This window comes from Micromonospora sp. NPDC023814 (assembly GCF_040639595.1).
In the GTDB taxonomy this organism is placed as follows: domain Bacteria; phylum Actinomycetota; class Actinomycetes; order Mycobacteriales; family Micromonosporaceae; genus Micromonospora.
Genome location: NZ_JBFAAF010000046.1, coordinates 1 through 20,371, shown reverse-complemented (window position 1 = coordinate 20,371; position 20,371 = coordinate 1). Strand labels below are relative to the sequence as shown.

Annotated in this window: 13 protein-coding genes and 1 pseudogene; 2 read left to right on the top strand and 12 right to left on the bottom strand. The window is 68.8% G+C overall.

The features are described from left to right. Positions 1-9: 9 nt before the first annotated feature. The 7 genes from brxD to AB0G14_RS22930 all read right to left on the bottom strand — a co-directional run bounded on the left by brxD (position 10) and on the right by AB0G14_RS22930 (position 11,811). Positions 10-1,323, bottom strand: a complete 1,314-nt coding sequence (brxD, locus tag AB0G14_RS22960; protein WP_357700523.1) for a BREX system ATP-binding protein BrxD — start codon at positions 1,321-1,323, stop codon at positions 10-12. After that, complete coding sequence (gene pglZ / locus AB0G14_RS22955) at positions 1,320-4,061, bottom strand: BREX-2 system phosphatase PglZ (protein WP_357700521.1); 2,742 nt, start codon at positions 4,059-4,061, stop codon at positions 1,320-1,322. The genes brxD and pglZ overlap by 4 nt, the downstream gene beginning before the upstream one ends. Further along, a complete protein-coding gene (locus AB0G14_RS22950) occupies positions 4,058-7,804 on the bottom strand; it encodes a hypothetical protein (protein ID WP_357700519.1) in 3,747 nt (1,248 codons plus the stop codon). Before AB0G14_RS22950 ends, pglZ begins: the two co-directional genes overlap by 4 nt. Positions 7,805-8,078: 274 nt before the next feature. Next, a complete protein-coding gene (locus AB0G14_RS22945) occupies positions 8,079-8,462 on the bottom strand; it encodes a hypothetical protein (RefSeq protein ID WP_357700517.1) in 384 nt (127 codons plus the stop codon). A 74-nt stretch (positions 8,463-8,536) separates the two neighbouring features. Beyond that, positions 8,537-9,451: a hypothetical protein gene (locus AB0G14_RS22940; RefSeq protein WP_357700515.1), complete on the bottom strand. Its 915-nt coding sequence runs from the start codon at positions 9,449-9,451 to the stop codon at positions 8,537-8,539. Positions 9,452-9,472: 21 nt separating this feature from the next. Next, entirely contained in the window at positions 9,473-10,618 is a 1,146-nt protein-coding gene (locus tag AB0G14_RS22935; RefSeq protein WP_357700513.1) for a DUF3696 domain-containing protein, read from the bottom strand. Continuing rightward, positions 10,615-11,811 carry a DUF262 domain-containing protein gene (locus AB0G14_RS22930; protein ID WP_357700511.1) on the bottom strand — a complete coding sequence of 399 codons (1,197 nt, stop codon included), beginning with the start codon at positions 11,809-11,811 and terminating at the stop codon, positions 10,615-10,617. Before AB0G14_RS22930 ends, AB0G14_RS22935 begins: the two co-directional genes overlap by 4 nt. Before the next feature lie 290 nt (positions 11,812-12,101). Here AB0G14_RS22930 and AB0G14_RS22925 point away from each other — a divergent pair, with 290 nt between their 5' ends. Beyond that, the gene (locus AB0G14_RS22925) at positions 12,102-12,341 is read left to right on the top strand and encodes a hypothetical protein (RefSeq protein ID WP_357700509.1); all 240 of its coding nucleotides are present in this window, start codon (positions 12,102-12,104) and stop codon (positions 12,339-12,341) included. A 30-nt stretch (positions 12,342-12,371) separates the two neighbouring features. Here AB0G14_RS22925 and AB0G14_RS22920 read toward each other — a convergent pair whose 3' ends face one another. The 3 genes from AB0G14_RS22920 to AB0G14_RS22910 form a co-directional block, all read right to left on the bottom strand. Next, a complete protein-coding gene (locus tag AB0G14_RS22920; protein WP_357700507.1) occupies positions 12,372-12,512 on the bottom strand; it encodes a hypothetical protein in 141 nt (46 codons plus the stop codon). Then, positions 12,509-12,985: a restriction endonuclease gene (locus AB0G14_RS22915; protein WP_357700505.1), complete on the bottom strand. Its 477-nt coding sequence runs from the start codon at positions 12,983-12,985 to the stop codon at positions 12,509-12,511. The genes AB0G14_RS22920 and AB0G14_RS22915 overlap by 4 nt, the downstream gene beginning before the upstream one ends. Before the next feature lie 280 nt (positions 12,986-13,265). Then, positions 13,266-13,439 carry a hypothetical protein gene (locus tag AB0G14_RS22910; RefSeq protein ID WP_357700503.1) on the bottom strand — a complete coding sequence of 58 codons (174 nt, stop codon included), beginning with the start codon at positions 13,437-13,439 and terminating at the stop codon, positions 13,266-13,268. 134 nt (positions 13,440-13,573) lie between these two features. On the opposite strand from AB0G14_RS22910, the gene AB0G14_RS22905 reads away from it, so the two are divergent. Continuing rightward, positions 13,574-14,890, top strand: a complete 1,317-nt coding sequence (locus AB0G14_RS22905; RefSeq protein WP_357700501.1) for a DUF3883 domain-containing protein — start codon at positions 13,574-13,576, stop codon at positions 14,888-14,890. Positions 14,891-14,951: 61 nt separating this feature from the next. Here the strand turns inward: AB0G14_RS22905 and AB0G14_RS22900 are convergent, their stop codons facing one another. Continuing rightward, positions 14,952-17,816, bottom strand: coding sequence for a hypothetical protein (locus tag AB0G14_RS22900; protein WP_357700499.1), 2,865 nt, complete (start codon positions 17,814-17,816; stop codon positions 14,952-14,954). A 218-nt stretch (positions 17,817-18,034) separates the two neighbouring features. Then, a pseudogene (gene pglX / locus AB0G14_RS22895) lies at positions 18,035-20,269 on the bottom strand (BREX-2 system adenine-specific DNA-methyltransferase PglX); the annotation flags it as partial. Between the last annotated feature and the right edge of the window lie 102 nt (positions 20,270-20,371).

Here is a 20,371-nt window from a genome sequence, read left to right as displayed (position 1 = left end):
GCGGCTTCCCTACAGTTCGAGCGCGACCGCGTCGGCGCTGCTCGCGTTGCGCTCAACGTCGGTCATCTCGGTGGCGGTGAGGGTCGGCGCGTAGTGCTGGCGGGGGTCGAACTCAGGGAACTGGTCCACCCGGTCGAGCACCTCCCCCACCAGCTTCTTGAGGAACAGGCGTGGGGCCACCCCGACCTTGCCGCCCAGCCCGCCGGCAACCGCTCGGGCCAGGTCACCGAGATAGCCGTCGTCGACCAGTCGGTGGACCCGTTCCGGGGCCAGCGCCCCGTCCGCGTAGAGATCGCGTACCCGCCCGCCGAGCTCGACCAGGGAGTCGACGGTGAAGCCGGGCAGCCGGATCTGCACCGCGCGCGGGTTGTCGAACCGGGCGTCGGTGGTGAAGTCGACGGCGAGACGCTGCGCCAGCGGCGCGAGCCGCTGGACGCCCTGCGGCCCCTCGTAGAAGGCCGGAGTGCCGGTGATGACCAGGTACAGCCCCGGGAACCGCCCCGAGTGCACCTCGTCGATGAGTTGCCGCAGCGCGTTGAGGGCCTTGTCCCTGGCATCCGACCGGACGCGTTGCAGCGTCTCCACCTCGTCGAGCACGAGCAGCAGGCCGGGATGGCCGCTGTCGCGCAGTACAGCGAGCAGCCCCTGCAGGAAGCTCAGCGCGGCGAAATGATCCAGGTCCCCCTTGACGCCGGCCACTCTGCGGGCAGCGGCGGCGACGTGCGGTTGGCCGCCGAGCCAGGCGAGCACGGCGTCGGCCGTCGCCGGGTCCCCGTCCAGGGTGGCACGGCGGTAGCCGCGCAGGGCGGCGGCGAAAGCCGGGGCGCTGCGGCTCACGGGCGCGAGCCGCTGGTCCAGCAGCGCGGCAACTGCCCGGTCGAGGGCGTCGGCGTCGTCGGGCGCGACCTCTCCGGCCGCGAGGACGTCCTCCTCGAGCGCGTAGAACCAGCCGTCGACGACCGGTCGCAGCGCGCTCGGCGGGAATGTCGAGGTGCTCAGCCGCTCCGTGAGCCGCCGGTAGACGGTCTCCAGCCGGTGCAGCGGGGTCTCGTTCTCGGAGACCTGCACCTCCGCCGTGGCGAGGTTGGCCCGTCGGGCGCGTTCGGCGATCCAGCGGGTGAAGAACGTCTTGCCGGAGCCGTACTCGCCGCGGACGGCCTTGAAGACGGATCCGCCGGCGGCAACGGTGTCGAGGTCCTCGGTGATCGCGGCGCCGAACCGGTCGAGCCCGACCGCGAACAGGTCGAGGCCCGCCGAGGGCACGGCGCCCCGCCGCAGGGCGTCGATGACCTCCCGGCGCCGGGCCGGGCTGACACCGCTCACGGGGCACCCCCGGGCAGGCGGAACTGCTCCCGCAGCAGCCGCAGGTCCAGCCGGACCGTGCGGCCGTTGTCGGCCAGCGAGAGCACAGGATAGTTGTCGACGTTGAATATCCGCTGCAGGGCGTTGACGAAGCCGGTCGCTCGGGCCGGCACCTCGCCGGCCCGCTGGGCCAGCACCGCCGCCGGCAGCACGCCCTTGGCGTCGACCAACGCGCGCATCGCCGCCTCGATCTTCCGCTGATCCACCCGACGCGGCGTCAGGCCGTGCTGTGCCTCGAACAACTCAGTGGCGAGCAGCGCGGCCACCAGGTCACCGTCGCCGGCCGCCGGCGCCGCCGCGGTCGCGGTCGTCGCCTCCGGTACGTCGAACAGCGCGTCCCCGGTGACAGCCGGAGCCTTCCGGCGTGGCTTGGGTGCCGGCACCGATGCCACGGGAGCGGCCGGCGACGCGGCGGGTGCGATGGCATGCCACCACTCCGGTTCGCGGGCCTCGACGGGTGCCCAGCCGACCGGCGGCTCGGTCACGTTCGGCAGCAGGAAGGCCAGCAGCGGGATGGTGACCTCGGCGAGCGAGGCTCCGCCGTGGTAGCCCGCCTTGCTGGGCCGGTACCGCAGCAGCGGGTCCCACAACGCGATGATCCGCTTGCCGTCGGCGACGACGCGCGGGCCGGTCAGCTCGATCTCGCCCGGCCCGACCGGGCCCGGGCCGGTCCGGTGCCGCGCCGAGGCGGCGTCGGCGGCCTTGACGTGCTGACCGCCCCGCTCCAGGACGTGCCCGTGGTCGCTGGTGACGACGATCGCCCGACCGGAGGACCGCGCCTGGTCGAGCAGGCTGCGCAGGAACCCGATGTCGTCGAGCTGCCACCCGGCCTCGTCGCCCTCCCGGCCGTGGGCCAGCGACTCGTCCACCGTGTTGATCACCACGGCGACCACGGGTGCCGGCCCGGCCACCGCTGCCGCCAGCTCCCCGGCGAACACCTCGCCCGCGCGACCCCGGGCCGGTCCCTTGTGGAAGATCCGCGAGCCCTTGCCCCAGCGGCCGTCGGCGAAGAGCTTCTTCTCGTGCTCCTGGTTGCCGCTGCGCAGCGCACCGGCGAAGAGCGACGTGCGGGAGACGGCGGTCAGGGTGGGCAGCGCCGCCACGACGGCCCGTCGACGTCCCTCGCCAGCCTGGGCTAGCGGATCGTATTCGACCCAGTGCTGGGACAGCTCGTCGGCGAGCTGCACCGCGACGGCGGCACTCATCCCGTCGAGGACGACGAGCAGCACCGGCCGGTCGACGCGGATCAGCGGCTCGACGACACGCGGGAGAACGTTCTCCACGGTGAGCAGCCCGCCGTCGTTGCCCGGCCCGGCAGTCGCCCAGGCACCGAGGCGTCGGGCAAAGGCGCCGTCGAGTTCCCGGCGGCGCGCCTGCGCACGATCGTGGATCTGCCGGAACGTCTCCTGCAGCTCCGGGTGGGCATCCTCGCCGGCCCAGACGTGGTTGAGCGCCAGGTCGGCCCAGCCCCACTCGGCGATCTGCCGGTCCACCCCGTCCGCGACGCTCTCGGGCGGCGCCACGTCGGTGCCGAGCCAGCGGACGAGGCGCTGCGCCATCCGGATTCGCGTGATCCGCTCCGTCTCCGCCTCCGCCAGCCGGTGCTCGGCGAGGTGTTCGACCGCCGGCTCCAGCGCGGTGTCTGCCGCGTCGTGGAGCCCGGCGAGCAGGGCTCGGGCCGCGACGCCGATCCGCTGGTTGAAGCCGGTGCGCAGGATCGGGCTGTGCCCGGCGCTGCCGGCCGCGTTGAACTGGACGAGCAGTTCCTCGGCGCGATCGAGCACCGCGTGGCCCTGCCGCCGCACGTCCGTTTTCGGAGCGGCGAGCAGGCCGGTGACCACCTGCACGGCCGCATCGGCGAAGCTCCGCACGGTCGCGTCGTCGTTGAGGCTGCCGAAGTACTGGTCGACCCGGCCCTGGGCGCGTACCGCGTCGGCGCTGTCGGTGCTCCACAACGCGTCGCAGACCAGACCGAGCGGCAGGGCCTCCGTGCCGTGCCCGGCCGCGATCAGCGCGAACAGCGCCTTCGCCGGCCGACCGAACTGCTCCGCGAGCCACCGGGCCAGCCCGTCCTGCTCCTCGTCGCGCAGCAGCCCGTACGCCTCCACCGCGCCCGGTTGGGCGCTCCACCGCAGCAGCGCGGCGACGTCGAGGTCGTCGGGGCCCTCGCCCCGCCGGTCGAGGCCGAGACGTACAGCGGCCAGATGCCGCAGCGCGACGTCCCGGGTCAGCACGGCGGTGGCCAGCTTAGGCCAGCCCGCCGCCGGCATCGCGTCAAGCAACGCCACGCCGGCCCACGACTCCCGCTCCAGGCCGGTGTCCGGCAGCTGCGCGCCGAACGCGTCCACCACGAGGTCCCACGGCTCAACCGTGATGACCCGCTGTCGGAAGATCCGGCTCCGGACGCCGTGGTGCAGCACGGACTCCGGGATGTCGGTGAGCAGCACCAGCAACTCGTCGCCGCGGTCGGCGACAAGGTGCTCCCAGACGGCGAGCGGCGAGACGCACGGCTCGATCCGGGCGCGACGGCCGTCGGGCAACAGCATCGTCGGATCGTGCGGCCACGCCGGGTCGGCGCGCACCACCATCACCGGGTACGCGTCGCCGTTGCGGTGCCGGTCGAGCTGCTGCGTCACCTTCTGGCGCAACGCCACCGGGCTGATCCGCAACGCCTGGGCAGGGGCGGGTGCCTGAGTCACGGCACGATTCTCCAGCTCACCTCGATCGTCGCGTCCGGGTGGTCAGCCGCGAAGGCGCGGAGCTTCTCGACCGCCCGGTCGACGTCGGCCGCCGGAACGGCCACCTCGCTCCTCGGGGCGACCACCGTGTCGCCGCCCGGCTGGACCTTCTCAGCCGGATCGCGGATCACGACGTCACGAGACCGGTCGTCGATCAGCTCACGGCTGCGTGTCACTCGGCGGATGAGCGCCACCGCGTCGGACTGTGCCCGGCGTAGGGCCGGGGACAGCGGGGCGGTCAGCTCGTCGGCCTGGCCGACCCGGCGCAGCTCGGTGAGGATCGCCGTCGCCTCGGTGACGAACGGCGCTCCGAGACCGCTGATGATCTCGAAGTTGTCCCAGGAGACGCCAGCCAGGTCGGCCGACACCTGGCCCGCGCTCTTGATGCTCTTCCCGGTCCGGTCGGCCGGTCCCCCAAGCTCGGCCCGGGCGAGGCGCTCCACGGTGTCCACCGGCGATCGCGCGTTGGCCAGCCCTTCCAGCAGGTCGGCGGCGGCGCGGGCGGTGCCCAGTCGACCACTGGCCGATTCCTTGTCGATTCCCAGCCACTTCGCGTGCTGTTCGAGTCGGGCGACCAGCCCGTGCGCCGCCTCGCGATACCGGTTCGCCTGGGTCGTCAGGTCGCGGCCGAACATCGCCACCAGCCGTCCCCGCCGCAGCGCGATCGGCTGGACCCCGAAGATGGCGGCGGAGCGGGCGCGGGCGGTGTCCCAGTCCTCCTGGCTGGGCAGCCGCTCCTCGCGCAGAATGTGATCCGCCGTGATCTTGCCGACCTCCGGGGCCGGGACGACCTCGCTGCCGTGCAGGTAGAAGGCACGGTCGGTCTGTTCGGCGAAGGTGGCCACGACGAGCTGCGCCACGATCGGGTCGAGGCCGCGCGCCTGCGGCTCGTCGATCCAGCGCAGCAGGTCGGCCACCCGCAACTCACCCTTGATGCCCTCAATGGCCGCCTTGTGCTGAAAGTGCTGGGTCCACTGCCCCTCGATGACGAACGCCGCCTCGTGCATGGTGCCGAGCCCGAGCGGGTTGGCGATGCGGCGCAGCGTCTGCCGGTGGGCCCGCTCCACCTCGACGCGTCCCTCGGGCGACTCGACCGCCCGCCGGACGTGGTCGAGGACGACCTTGACGTCGGGCAGGCGTACGGCCTCGCCCTTGCGGTCGGGGTCGAAGTCCGGGTGGGCGGGGAACTGCTGGCTGAGCATCTGGTCGCCGAGGCTGCGCAGCGCGTCGTTGAAGGTCGCGCCCATGGGCAGCTTCGGCTCCAGGGCGCGGGTGAGCGACTGGAGGTGGTCGTCGAACCCGAGCTGCACGTCGGTGGGCTGCTTGCCGGCCAGCCCGTACGCCTGGCGCAGCACGGCCTGCATCTTGGCCAGCAGCGCGCTGCGCTGGTTGGTCAGCGCGGTCTGCGCGCGGCGTCGGTCGTCGGGGTTGAGGTGCTCGGCGTGGCTCTCGAAGCGCTGGCCTTCGAGCAGCTTGTCGATGATGACCAGCTTGCCCAGCTCGGTGCGGCGCTCGACGGTGAGGGCGGCCGGGATCCAGCAGACCGTGCGGGAAGCCGTCCGGCTGGTCAGCTCCTGCACCCGCTGCCGGTCGTCGGCCGGGCCGTGGCTGCCGTCGTCGAACGGATAGTCGATGATCATGCGCCAACCGGCCGGGTCGTTCGGGTGGAACGCCTCGTCCCGGATGTCGTGCGGGTCGCGGACGTTGCCGTAGACCAGCTCGATGGTGCGGCGGCTCCCCCGCCAGGTGAGACCCGCCTCGGCGAAGAACGAGTCGCTCCACGGCACGCCGAGCTGCTGCCAGAGCAGCCGCTGGACGATGTGCTTGCGGGCGCCCTCGTTGTCGTAGTGCTTGGCGGTGGCGAGCACGCTGTCGACGTCGACGCCGACCAGTTCCAGGGAGACCACCGGGTCGTCGCCCTCGCCGATGCGGATCTCGGCGAACCGGCCCGCCCAGTCGGTGAGCTTGCGGCTGACCTGGGCGACCTCGCCGCCCGGGATCGGGCTGGTGATGCTGCCGTGGTTGAGCGCGGACAGTCGCCGGGCGGTCAGGTTCCGCAGCGCCGGCACGCTGGGCGCGAGTGCCGCCAGCAGCAGCGTCTTCATCAGCCGGTCGTCGCCGGTGAAGGCCCGGATCCGGCCGGCCGTCTCGGCGGGCTGTGGGTCACCGCGGCGGGCCGCGTCGAGGTCGTCGTCGGTGAGGTCGTACTGGCCGAGGAGGTGCGGACGCAGCTTCAGGTCGTAGAGCTTCTGGGCCATCTCGAACTCGGCCTTGAGCTTCTCGGTGAAGGGCTGGTCGCCGCCGCCGCTGATCACGTCGTAGAGGTCGCCGAGCGGCACGAGCTGGCCGAGGCGCAGCGTGTCGCGGCGGTCGACCAGCAACTGGCGCATCAGCTTCAGCGCCGTCCGCGACCGCTGCAGGGCGCTGGAGACGTGCACGAGCGTGGAGAGGAACGCCGGGCTGAACGGGTACGTCGACCGGAAGGCGTCGATGTCGGCGCCGCTGCCCGAGTCGGTGCCGAGCAGGGTGTCGAAGACCTCCCGGCGTACCTTCGTGGTGGCGTCGAAGGCCCGGCCGATGGCCTCGCCGGCCGTGGTGTCGCGGGGCTTGAGCAGCCGGCGGCGGGCGATCTCCGGGAGGTTGCGGTCCTCCAACTTGATCACGTCGAACCGGCCGCTGGCCAGGTTGAGGGTGTCCTGGTAGCTCAGCTCGTTGGCGCCGGTGACCTCTTCGCCGACGAGCTCGCGCAGGTCACGCTGCCGGGCGATGAAGCTGATCACCGGGATGGGCCGGCGGGTGTCGCCGCCCTCCACGAAGTTGGTGATCTTCTGGATCTCGCGGGAGACGAACTGCTGGTCGCCGATCGAGTTGGCCAGCCAGAGGATCAGCTCGTCGAGGAAGAGGATCAGGCCGTGGTAGCCGAGCTCCTTGGCGTGCCGGCTGATCTCGGTCAGACCCCGGTCGAGGGAGACGAACGCCTCGGCGTCCTCGCGCGCGTTGCTGAAGAAGCCCTTGTTCCAGCTGGTCAACAGGTCGTTGACCAGCTTGCGGCGCAGCTCGTCGTTGTACGCGCCGGCGAACGCCTGGTCGAGCCGCTCGGGCGTCCAGAAGGTCTCGCTCTCGCCCCACTCGTCCTCGACGTCCCCACCCGGCAATCCCTCGATGAACTGCTTGTCGCCGATCTTCTCCCGCAGCGAGGCCGCCTGGTCCAGCAGCGCGTCGGTGCGGTGCACCGCCGGGATGGGCGCCTCGGGGTGCAGCGCCCGGACCCGGTCGACGTAGCCGCCGAGCACCCGCTGCTCCAGGGAACGGGCGTCGAGGAGGTGGTACGGCACCAGCAGGAACTTGCGGCCGTCGAGCCAGACGCTGTGCTTGGCGACAAGCGGCGCGAACTCGTCCCGCCCCCGGGCGACGGGCTCGCCGCGCAGCAGCGCGTGCAGCACCGCCATGAAGTGCGACTTACCGGAGCCGAAGGAGCCGTGCAGGTAGGCGGCCTTCGACGCGTGCCCCTCGACCGCGGAGCGGATCAGCCCGAGCGCCTCGTCGAAGTTACCGAGCAGCCGGTCCGTGACGACGTAGTCGCGGAGGGTGGCGTCGGCGTCGGCGACGCTGTCGGCGAGCTTGAGCACGAAGTCGCTCGTGCTCGTGCGCTCCGGGATGTCGATGAACTCCCGGAGCAGCGGCGCAGGGGTGGGCGAAGACATGCTGCTTACCGTACCGATCACCGAACATCGCGTCATGACCCGAGCGGGTCAACACGCATCCGCCTCCCTAGCCAGACCGGCCGGCTGGCGCGGGCCGGTTGGCCGTCTGCGACGACATCTTGTTCGGGCGCGCTTGCGCGAGCCGCCCCGAGAGCAGGGCCGCCTGAGCGACCGAGCCGCCACCGACGCCCAGGCCACCCCGGGCGGCGCTGTAAGAGTTGGTCACGCGCCTCGTTTGCCCGATGCAACAGATCGTCGATGTCGTCCTGACCGGTCAGCCCGCGAGCGGCACGCTCGATCGCCCAAACGGCGTCGCGCCAGCCACGTGCCGCCGACACCGTCGCGGCGCCCCCAGCAACAGGACGCTCTCCCAGGCCAGCGTGTGCCGGACGTCGGCGTCGGCCAACCGTGCCAGGCCTTCCTCCTGATCGATCTGGTGCCCTCGGGAGCTGGGGCGGGCACTGGCGAACATCCGGACGGCGATGGCGTGGATCTCCTTCAGGACCTGCGCGAACTCGACATAGGCGTCCAGCCGCCGGTCGTCCCAGCGAACGGTCTGGTTCCGTTTCCATCGTGTGCGGTCGACGACGGAGGTGGCAACGATCGTGCCGATCAGCACGCCGAGAAGTGCGGGTAACTGCGCGACGACGCCTCCCATGGCGTCGAGCCTGCCATGCCCCGGCAAGACCAGCGGCGCCGCAACCGGCTGTGGGAGCCGACGGGTGACGACGACTACAGCTTGGCACCAATGTAGGCGATCACCAGCGTCCGCTGCCCGCCGTCAAGCCTGAAATGGAGGCGCCCTGCCCTCGGCGTGAATCGGGCATGCCACTCGAAGATGTGACTGTTCCCGTCTTGCTCGTCCGTGAACCAGCAGAGGGATTTCCGAGTCTCACTTTCCGGAGTGATCTTGCTTCGCCAGACAGGTGCCGGCCCGCCCTTCAGCCGCCACTCCGCTACGGTCAGCTCCAGCTCTGCCAGCCGTTCCTTGACAGGATGAAGCCAGTCCGCCGGAAGTTTGTCGAGATCGTCGGCGACCCGTGACAGGAACCTGAGGTGCGGAAAGACGTCGGATCGCGCTGCCCAGACCTCGGCACCGGAGTGCAATCGGTTCAGCTCCGACTCGCACATCCAGCGCTGATGCTCGTCGACATGCTGGGTTGCGCAGGCATGCCGCACCGGCACCTCAGTCCTGAGGAGGCCGAGCTCGCCTTCGTCATTCTCGCCGAGCGTGAGCTGCGTGAGTTCCAGCCATGGAGTTTCCCAGACCGGCGCAAGTCGGAGACTCACCGCCAGCCCGCCCATGAGGTGCGCTACGCCCAGACCGAGGGCGGTGAGGCCCTGGTGGAGATATTCCACCTCATCGAATCTGTCGGCTGGGGTCACATCACGGAAGGGGGCACGATTCCGCATCGCCAACATGAAGCGCATGAAGTCTCGGTTACGACCGTCGCTCGCCCATTCGCGGACGGTGTAGCCGTCCGCCAGCGCAAGATCGAAAAAACGGGTCTCGGTTACGAGCGCGACGTCCTCACGATGCTGGCGTACGCGACGTATCAAGGTGACCAGGTCACGGAGCGACGTGGACACCTCTTCACGTCGGGCCTTGACGTCGCGATATGACAGCTCATTCAGCACCAGCAGCATGGACAAGAGCCGATTCCCGTCTCAGTCAAGCAAGCGATCGAGCGCTCGATCCCATTCGTCAAAGAACCCGAGCGGCCACTCAGACAACATGCCGTCATGACCGACCTGAGGTGAGGTGATGTCGATCTTGCCGTCGTTACGGTCGAAATAGTGCAGGGCCACCCGGTCGGGCGTCAGCACCCCTTCCTTCACCGCCAGGCGCACCCCGTTCAGGACGTGGTCGCTGTGGCTTTCGATGATCACCTGAGCGCCCGCTGAGGCAGCGAGGCAGGCAAGGCGGGCCATCATCGTCTGACCTCGTGGATGCAGATGCGCCTCGGGATTCTCCAGCAGCACGAGGGCTCCTTCGCCGGCCGAGAGGCAGGCGACGATGATGGGCAGCGAGTACGTCAGGCCGAAACCGACGTTGGTCGGCCGGTAACGGAAGTTCGACGAGTGGATGCCCGCGGTTCCGCCGAACCCGAAACTGAGCTGGACAAGATCCGTGCCTCTCAGGTCCTCCGCCGCCAGATTCACACCCGGACACACGACCTGCAGCCAGGACTCCGTCTGGTCGAGAAGCCCATCGGATTTGGCATCTGGGTGACGGACGGTGGAAGCGCGAACCTCATCGTCGCGGTGCGTCCGCAGGAAGTTCACGGTGTGCTCACCCCTGGCACCGAGGAAGCCCTTCCGGACGGCCGCCTCGTAGGACTTCGGGTAGTGCACCGCCGGCACGATCCGGTCAGCTTTCAGGAACTGGAACCCCAGGCCGAACAGCCCGGGCAACGGCTCGTAGTCACCGGGATCGGGCAACGGGTAGTCACCGAACCTGAGCAGGTCCGCCTCGCGGTCCCGGCTCGGGTCGTAACCCACGCGCCAGGCGACGTCGTGATCGTCGATGGTCAACCCGATCCCGATGGGTACCGCTCTCTTGCCTCGGCCGTCCGAGTAGTCCTCGTGGAGAACGTCTCGCCCCACGCCGAGTTCGACCAGATCCCCGTTGAGCAGGAAACCGCCGTCGGCGTCCAGCACGCCGGCGTCGTGCGCCTGCCGTAGCAAGGCCAGGGCCTGGATGGTGGTGCTCTTGCCGGCAGCGTTGACGCCGGTGAGCAGCGTCAACGCACCCAACGGCAGCTTGAGCTCCCGGAATGCCTTGAAGTTCTCCAGCCTGAGTCGGTTAATCATTGGTCAGCCACCTCGTCGAAGACCTCCCGGATCGCGGCGAACCGCAGACGCACCTTCGCCGGGTCACCTGTGCCCTGCGAGATCGCCGACTGAAAATCGACGTCCGACATGAGCTTCAGAAACTCGTCCTTGACTCTGTCCTTTCGCTTGACCAACAAGGCGATCTGCTCGTCGGTGGACACCGCCAGATTGACTGCGACGGTCTCGAACAACGCCTTGTTGATCGGAAGCCGTCGCGGGCCGCCGTGCCGGTCACGTTTCCGGAAGGCATACGAGCCGAAGATCCTGGTTGCGGCTGACATCGCCTTCTCGAACTGGCGCTGCAACTCCTCCGTCTCCTGCGAGGACAGGCTGTTCAGTGCCTTCATCGACACCCGCAGAAAGCGATCGAAGTCGTCACCCTCGTAACCGTCAGGATCAGTGAGCCGAAACGCGAGGAAGCGTAGGATCATCTCTCGGTCAGCCATGCGGTCGCTGCGGACGCTGTGGCCAGTAGCCGAGGTGAACGCGTCCGAGTCAGCCCACTGCCGGAGCATGATCCGGCCCTGCCCAGGCATGAGCGCATGCCGCAACTCCTGCCGCGACAACGGCAGCCCGCCGGTGTTGATCCGGGCAAAGATGTTGAACTTCACCTCCTCCGGGGTGCCGCGCCGGATGAGGTGCACGATCAACTCGGTCTCACGGAGCCGGGTCTGCAGCCGACCCGGCAGGTCCGCGAACGTCGCGTTGTCGTACTCCTTGCCGAGATATTCGAGGTTGCGCAGACGCAACGGTTCCGCGCCGATCGACTCGGGCTCGATGAACTGGACGATCGTGGTCAGCCGCTGAATCCCGTCGACCATTGCCCATACCTCGTCGTCGGTCTCAGCCGCGTAGAAGGTCGGCAACGGAATCCGCAGCAGAAGCGACTCGATGAGTCGGCTCTTGGCCACCGCCTTCCAGATGCCCGCCTGCCGTTGGAAGTCGGGTTGAAGGTCGACTCGCTCCGTGCGTACGCGTGACAGGAGGAGGTCCACGGTGGTGGTGCGGGTGACGACATCGATCAGCTCGGGATCGAAGGGGGTGTTGATAACGTCGCCCGGCCGATCCGCCCTGGCCGCGTCGAGGTCGTCCTCGATCTCCACGCCGGTCAGGTGACCGAGTGAGTCCAGTTCCTCGACGACCTCTTCCACCGGCTCGGAAATCTTCGCCACCCCGATCCCTAGCACGTCCGGCCGTGCCAGCCGGACGCGGATGTCAAACTGCGGTAAGACTATCGGACCCCGACGCTGACAACACCAGTACAGGGCCGGAACATCTGGACAGTCAGGGAGCCGGCGAATCCCCTGGTTCCGTCGACCACCGGAGCGTCCGACCGCACCGGGGATGACCGCCTGGGCATCCATAGTTAAGGATGGCGGACGCGAGCTGGTGAGAACTGTGCGGCATCGGATCGCCATGGTCACCATCGCAAAGGCTCGTTCAACAGGGGAGGGTGACCGGCTTGTCCAAGTACGACGCGCTGCGCGACATGCTGCGTAGGCACAACGGCGAGGTGCGGTACACCTTCGCGGAGCTGGACGACATCGTCCCCGGAGGCCTTCCGCCCTCGGCGTACCGGTACGAGGCCTGGTGGTCGAACGGCGACAGAACCCACGCGCAGTGCCGGGCCTGGGGCGATGCGGGCTACGACGCCCACCCCGACATCGCCGGCCGGCAGATCCGCTTCACGCCAGAGCGGTAGATCCGAGGCGAGCTACAGAACGAGGTCAGCTCACCTGCCGACGATGCTCCGAGGCGGCGTACGCGTCCAGGCCCACTCCTCCAACACGTGCCGGTCGACCAGGACGATGTTGAGCTGTCGGGCGCGCTGCACGCCGTCGCCAGCGGTGAAGAACCCGTTGGTAACAATCATGCACAGCTCGCCTCCGTGCACCTCGCGACAGGTCCCGGCGAACCGTCCGGAGCGATCGCCGTGACATCGGCACCCCGATCCCCGGAGCCGCCCCGGACCCGGATGTCCCGAAACCCCGACGCCCCGAGCAATCGCGCGAACCACTGCTCGAACTCGGAACCCGTCATCGCGTCCGTCACCGCGATCGCCCTGTCCCGCTCGGCCTGCTCGGCTCGTTGACGTGCCCGCCGCTTTGCCCCGACCGACAGCAGCGCACCTGCGGCCACGACGACGACCACGGCCAGGAAGGCCGACCAGTACGGATGCCGCTGGACGAAGTCGACGACCAGGACGACCGCGATGAGGGCGGACCGCCCAGAAGGCAAGCCCCCAACCGTTCCGCGAACTGCGTGCGGAGTGGCCCCGGCGCGCAGATCCTCCACTGCCCGCGCGGCGCCGCTTGCGGTAGTGCGCTCGGACTCGGGCCCCGTCACGACGGATATGCGACTTCACGTACGGCATGCGGCACCTCCAAGAGGTCGGGCATTTAGCTTCACGCCTGGGTGTGACACACGAGGTGCATGGACGTCGATACTGTCGGCTACCCGTCACTCCGGCCTAGTCTGCGAACCCTCCGCGTTTCCGCACGCCGCCATCCGACAGTCCACACTGCCTGCGACGACGCCGATGCCCTCCTACCTGGACGCCGCCCCGCACCGCCTGCGGCTGGGCTCGTGGCCTGCGCTGTACGTTGGCGCACGATGTGGGATCGACCTACCAGTCGCCCCTTGGGCAGACCATGACCTCGGCGTCGTCAAGGCGAAGCTCGGTCGCCTCCACGAGCCGCACATCGCGCCGATCACCGGTCTTGTGGATCAGATCCGCGAGGAGCGGGTCGATCAGAGCGCGCCGTACGTCGACCCGACGCTGGGTGGGGTGCACGCCCAAGTGCTCTTCCTGTTAGAGGCGCCGACGCGGACTGCCCGCGCTGAGTAGTCCTAGACAGGCACGATGGGCGGTCGAAACACACTGGGTCCTTTCGACGGGTGGAGCCGTTGCGGCGGCACCGGCAGGATGGGGCAATGCAATCCGGTCAGCCAGAGTTTGAGCGGGCGGTGGACGCCAGCATCGCGATCCTGCGGGAGATCGCGGGCACGGCCCATAGTGACGCCGACGCCCTGATCACCTACCGGCAGCTCAGCGAGAAACTCGCTGAGCAAGGCCTCCGGGTCCCGTATCACGGCGGACCGATGCCCCACGTCCTCGAGGAAGCGTCGCTACGGGAGCACGCGGACGGGCGTGGAATGGTGTCCGCGCTGGTCGTGCGGCAGGGGCAGAGACGCAAGCCGACGACTCCCTCTGGCGGCTTCTACCGGATGGCGCGACGGAAACCGTTCCGGCGCGTCGGTGACGATAACGAGATCTGGCTGACCGAGGTACGCCGACTACGAGCCGAGAATGCGACACGAAGGGCGGGCAGCGACGGCGCGGCTGACGGATTCGGCTCGACCAGCAAGCTGGTGACGACCGACAACCTGGGCGCCTGGCTGGTCAAGTGCAACCCGCAGGTGTGGGACCTGGCGGGGTTTCTCGCGGACGGTGGAGAAACGATCACGAGCTGGTCTGTCGTTCCGAACTACCGAGCGGGGTTGATCCGGCAGGGCCAGCGGATCTTGTTCTGGGTCACCGGCCGAGACGGTGCCTACCCGGAGCCCGGTCTGTGGGGCTCCGGTCTGGCGCTTGGCCCCCTCTACAACATGGAGCCCGATGAGGACCCTGACTACTGGCTTGACGAGGAGCACCAGCGAAGGACCCAGCACTTCGCGCCGATGGACGTCCAACTCTTCCTCGAGCCGGTGCCACGACGGGCGTTGCAGGCCGACCCGCGGTTGGCGGACATGGAGATTTTCCGTCAGCCGCAGATGGGCAATCCACTGTTCGTTACCAAGGAGGAACTGGCTGCAATTGAGGAGCACCTGCCGCCGCAGCCGACCAGGGTGACGGTGACCGCCACCGGTGCCGGATTCGGCAACCCTGCCACGAACGCGGCTGTGGAAGCAGCAGCGATGGAGGCGGTGACCGCCGACTACGAAAGCCGCGGCTGGGGGGTTAAGGATGTCAGTAAAGACTGCCTGGGCTGGGACCTGACATGCACCTCGCCCGGCGGAGACGTGGAGAAGGTCGAGGTCAAGGGTGTCAGCGGGCTTCATCCGGCGATCCTGCTGACACGCAACGAAGAGCGGGCGATGCGAGCAGAGCCTGGCTGGCGGCTCGCCGTGGTCACCAAGGCACTCGCCGATCCGACGCTGACGATCGTGGACGGCAAGACCGCTCTGGCCGCCACCCGTCCCTTCATGTTCCAGGTCGACCTGCGGGAGAGCGTCAAGCTCGAACAGTGACGAAGCAGATCCATCCCGGCACGTCGTGCTCCGGGCACCGCGTCCGTCGGGTCTTCGACTGTCATCGCTTGCGGTAGTGCGGCTTCACATAGGTGCGCCCCTTGGGAAGTCCCCGGTCTACGATCTTCGCGTCCCGGACCGTTTCGAGGTAGGCCTCTTCCTGTTCCGGAGACGCCTGCGCGCCCGCCGGCAGACGCCGGAGAAATCCGGCCACCTCGTGCCCCTTCTTGTGTGGATGCCACTCGCTGGATTTGTCGCGCGAGGATGTGACCGTTTCCACCCGGGGGACATAGCGCAACAGGGGCACTCGTCTGCTGCCTGGCCGGGGCGGATACCAGGGCCTGCCGTCCGGGTCGACGCTGCCCATGACCCGGTGCAGAGCCTTGTCGTCTACGAGCTGCTCGACAGCCTTGTGGACGCCCCTCGCCCGCTGGGGTGGCAGGCCCAGCCGCAGGCAGTTCTGCACCAGGGCGTCCTCGGCGAGGATCGCGCCGCCGTCCTCGGTGAGGTAGCCGAGTTTCCGCAGCGTGTGCAGGACCCAGCTCATGTCGGTGAGGTCCGGCACGCGACCGTGGGCGTCAGCCCCAGGCCCGTTCTGCCGGGTCACCACGCGCGGGTCGTAGCGGTGGGAGAATTGGATGCCGTCGACGCTCTCCAGCTTCGGCAAGGGCGTGGTTTGAGCGGTGGCGACGTCCCGGGCGGACTCCACGGTGACCGTGACCAAGGTGCCCGGGCTCAGTTCCGTCGGCCACTGGATGCCGGCGATCTCCCATCGGCCGTCGCGTCGCCGCAGCGCCACTCGCTGCACCCGGGCGAAGGACGACCCGCCGCGTGCTTCGTGGTTGAAGTGCAGGCGGAGCTGTCGCCCGGGTGAATCTTCACTCAACCCGTCGGGCAAGGGGCACCACTTCCCGTCGAGGTGCGCCCGGTGCAGGGCGACGCTCCACGACATCTTTGCCCGCTTCCCCTCGCTGACGTTCAGCCAGCGGGCGGGGCCGTCCTCGTCTTCGGGACCGATGAGTTGGTCCTCGACCGGCGTTGCCTGCGGCGGGACGACGGGGATGGCTACGGGCTCCTGCTCTCCTGTGGCGTATCCCGGCTGTTCGGCGCGCCGCGCCAGGTCTTCCGCTCGCACCGAGCCGCCGTGGCGTCGTGAGCACGGTTCCATCGAGACGGTGACAGACCGTCGGCCTGCGACCACTTCCTGGAGCTTACGCCGCGTGCCGGCCGACAGGATGGTGTCGAGCGGAGTGAACGCTCGACCAGCGCTGAGGCTGAGCTGGATGACGTTGGCCGCCCTCGCGTGCCGGGTGACGAGATGAATTTTGTCCCCGGCCTCGAGGTGGAGGGCGGCCCGGCACAGCGCCTGCACCGCCTCATCAAGCTTGTTGACGGCTCGACCGTTGCCCTGGCCGGTTTGACCGCTCCGGTCGATCCAGCCGTAGCCGAACCAGCCGTCGTCCCGCGAGTACGTCTCGACCACCAGGACCCGCTTCATCGGAAATTGCCTGAGGACCGTGGGACAGACGAGGTTGCTGTCGGGTGGTTGCTCGACCGGCGGCTTCGGCGAGGACGGTTCCTGTGCTCCGACGGCGGCCGGCTGCGGACTAGGAACGCGGAGCAACGGGTCCGGCTCCGTCAGCGCACGCGCCCTCCGCCCCCTTACCACGTCGGCCACCGTCGGAGCACAGGAACCGCACGGGACGGGTGCGTCCGCGTCGGCGCAGCCCGCGCGATGTTCCCGGCATGCCTCGAGCACGACGCGGGTGAGCCCGGGGTGGCTCTCGGCAAGCGACATCATCGCTTCGGCGAGGCAGTCGGTGCGGAGTCGTCGTACCGAGTCGCCGCACAACAGGCGCGCGATTCGGACGTGGAAGCTACCGACGATGAGTCTGGCTTCCAGGCACAGGGCGCTTCCCCGGGCGTACGCCTCCCCCGTCTGCCGTAGCCGGGTCGCCAGGTCAGCCTTGGCGCGTGCTTCCGCCCGCCGGAGTTCGGTCTCCGCCGAGTCACGTGCCTCGCTCAGAGCGGACATGATCTCGTCGGCGCAGGCCATCCATTGCTCCGCCACCGCCACATGGGTCAGGCCCGCGTCGGCCTGCCGTCCATTGAGGTCGTCCAGGACGGTGCGAACGAAGGTGGCAGCGTTCATCTGCCGAACCCGTCGCACAGTGGCGGGCAACGGCTCCTGCGCGGTCGTCTCATGCGCGTTCAGCCAGCCCCACAGGTCATCGGTGGGTCGTTCCAGTGCGTGCGGGGGGAGGCCACGCCGCTTCAGCACCCGGGCCAGTGCCTCGTCGAACGGGTACGCGGCGACACTCCGCATGACCGTGGTATCCAGCCCTTCCGCTGCTGCGGGCGGATGTCCCAAGACTGTCAGTTCCGCCTGGTACGCGCTTTTGAAGGCGAGGGCTGCCGTCTGACATGCGCTCCTTAGCCAGTCCCGCGTGCGGTGCAGCCGCCCTGCGGTGTCACTGTCGCCGGCCAACCGAGCGAGACGCGCCTCCGTGTCGACGAGCTTTTCGGCGTAGCGCGCGGCGGCGATCGCAGCCGGTTCGCCGGCCCTGCGCCGAAGCAGGTCCTCCTCGGCGGGTGCCAGCTCCGTACCCTCTGCTTTCGCCCGATGCAGCGAGGCCAGCCACATGATGTCCCGAGGCAGCGGACTGGCGATCGTCGGGGGCGGTCCGGATGGTGCCGGAGCCGGCTTCTTCTTGGCGGTTGTCGCCTTCTTTGCGGCGGACGCCTTCTTCTTGTCGGACGAGGAGGTTTTCGTCGTCGCTGACTGCGCCGTGCCAGCCGTCGCTCGGCGCACCGCGTCCGGCTGGCCGTAGCACCTGCTGCACAGCAGTCGCGACCAACTGCCGGCCACCGTCACGACCGAGTCGGACATGCTCATGTGCTGGCACAGGATGCAGCGCAGTGTCATCGGGCGGTCGAGGGTGAACCGCTGCAGTGCTCCCTGCGGAGGAAATGCCCGCACGATCCGCGGTACGGGCGATTTCCGTGACGTCATCCTGCCTCCCGTAGCACCAATCTCTCCGGTCACGAGTTGCGCCGCCCTGGGAGCCACCCCACCTGCGGTGCGGCTCCCAGGGGTCAGGATCTCGCCGATCGATCAGCGGACCGGCACGTCGTTCTTCACGGTCACTGCCGGGGCTTACGGCCGCGGGTGGCCTTCGGCGGGCGCCACGACGTGAGCACCTCGTCGGTGAGGTGGAGGCGGTTGGTGGTCTCGGCAAGGAAGCCGTCGTAGATGTCCGCCGGCGACGCGCCCCACTCCGGGTCGAAGTCGCCGTGCCACTGGCGTACCCAGGGGAGAATCTCGCGCAGCCCCGCGACCAGCGGCAACAGCCGGTCGGCGGCCCAGCCGTCCTCCTGCTCGCGGGCCACGATCAGGGTGGCGAGGGCCTGGGCCTGCTCGCGGTGGTCCCAGCCGGCCCAGCCGACCAGCAGCGACGGGTCACCGTCGCGGCTGGCACCCGGGTACGACACGAACCGCTCCTTGGGCACGTCGAGCTTGCCCCGGTGCTTCCAGTAGCTGCCCTTGAGGAAGTCCGCCGAGGTGTACTTCGGTGGCACCGGGATCTGCTTGCGGAACTCCCGCTTCGCCGCCTCGTCGGGCAGCGCGTCCTCCTGCCGCTGCAGGTCCCACACGTGCTCCCAGTCGGCGCGCTTCGCCAGCCCGGAGTCCTTGTAGCGCAGCGCGGCCAGGTGCGGCACGTGCTCGTCGGCGACCAGGTCGGCGATCACCTTGCCGAGATCCTGACCGGGCGCGTAGATGCCGGCGACGGTGAGCACGTCGGCGTCGCGGCGCAGCTCGTCGGCGAGCTGCGCGGTGGTCAGCGGGCGCGGCTGCTCCAAGCCGTCGACGTGGTGGTACCACAGCTCACGCGCCTCACACCGGTCCAGCAGCCAGTCGCGCAGCGCCTTTCGCTGCATCACGTCCCAGCCCTCGGTGGCCCAGCGCCGCTTGCACTCCGGCCGCTCGATCAGCCCGATATTGCGGTTGCCCTCGATGACCGCGATCCGCCGCTCCACGACCGCCTTGTACTCCGGCGACCAGTGCGCCGGCAGCTCGGTGATCGGCGTCGACCCGTGCCGCGCGAACCACTGCGTCTCCAGGCCCTCGTCGCGCATCTTGCGAGCCAGCACGATCTCGAAGGCCCGCTGCCCGAGCTGGAGCATCGGCGGCCGGACGTTCTCCGGAGCGGTCAGTTCCTCGTCCAACAGCCCGTAGAGCGAGTAGACCTGCCAGTCCAACTCCTCCTGCAAGGAGATCATCGCGCCACGCAGCATGTGCCACTCGTAGCTGGCGGCATCCAGCCGGTCGCGGGTGGGCACCCCGGAGGCCGCGACCGCCGCCGGGGTCACGGTGGCGAGCCGCTGCGCCGCGCCGTCAATCTGCCGGCTCAGCTCAAGGGGGTACGCCGACGGCAGCGGAAATTCCTGGAGTCTTGTTCCGTTGCGCTCGAGCATGTGCTCCCAGATCTCGGTAGCGATACCTCGACCGTTGCCCCCACCGCCCTTATCGAAACAAGTGAGACGACACCAGAAATTGGCCGCAGAACTGTTGAGCACTCCGAGCAGCCCTAAATATTCATCTTCAGATGCGCCGGCCGGCAGTTTCATCACTGGTGCATGACGATTGAATGCACTCCCTCCCCTATCAAGACAGACATGCATATGCGTTGCGACAGTAGCGAAAGTAAGCAACCTCGGCGACGCATACCGATCACTAATCCACCGATACCACGCCCACCAAGCGCTTCCTTTGGACCCACCGAACGTATCGGCGCCATCCGAACGGAGAACAGTCCGCATCGACCAAAGATGCCGGCCCCACTTTGCTTCGGAGTCAAAGGAAAAGACTTCACCGGTCAGGTCGTATGGCACAAGGGCAACGACATCAGAACTAACCTGCCAGTCACGGATGAACTCGCCAGTAATAAGCCGCCTCGCCATCACACTGTTTGTCGAACCGCGGCGATGCCAATGCGCAGGAAGGAAATACGGGTCGTCGACTCCTGGGAAGCTCGCGAACCCAATCAGCCCGTCTAGGACTCGACCCAACGGGACAGCGCTAGCGGCCGTCATTGCCTCGGCAACGACTGAGGCACCTCCGCCAGTCAGGCTCCAAGGATAAGTAGCGAGCTCTTCGCGGGGAACATTAGCAACACTTACCCATTGACTTTCGGACCCGGGGCGGTTGAGTTGCTCAACTATGGCGCGCCATACGCTGCCCTGCCGAGGATCGGCAGGTTCGTTCAGCTCCCCACGGACACCTAAGACGGTACGGATCGTACGAGCCCTACCGAGGTTGGTGTTGCGGCCGATGAGAATGACCGTCGGCGTGGCATGTCCGGGAATATAGGCACCTGACGCGTCGGTGACTGATCAGGTGGTCGTTCCGGTTGCGGGTAGCCAGGGACGGCCGGTGGCGAGTTCGGTGAGGGCGTGCATGATGTTGCGGCCGTGCGCGGC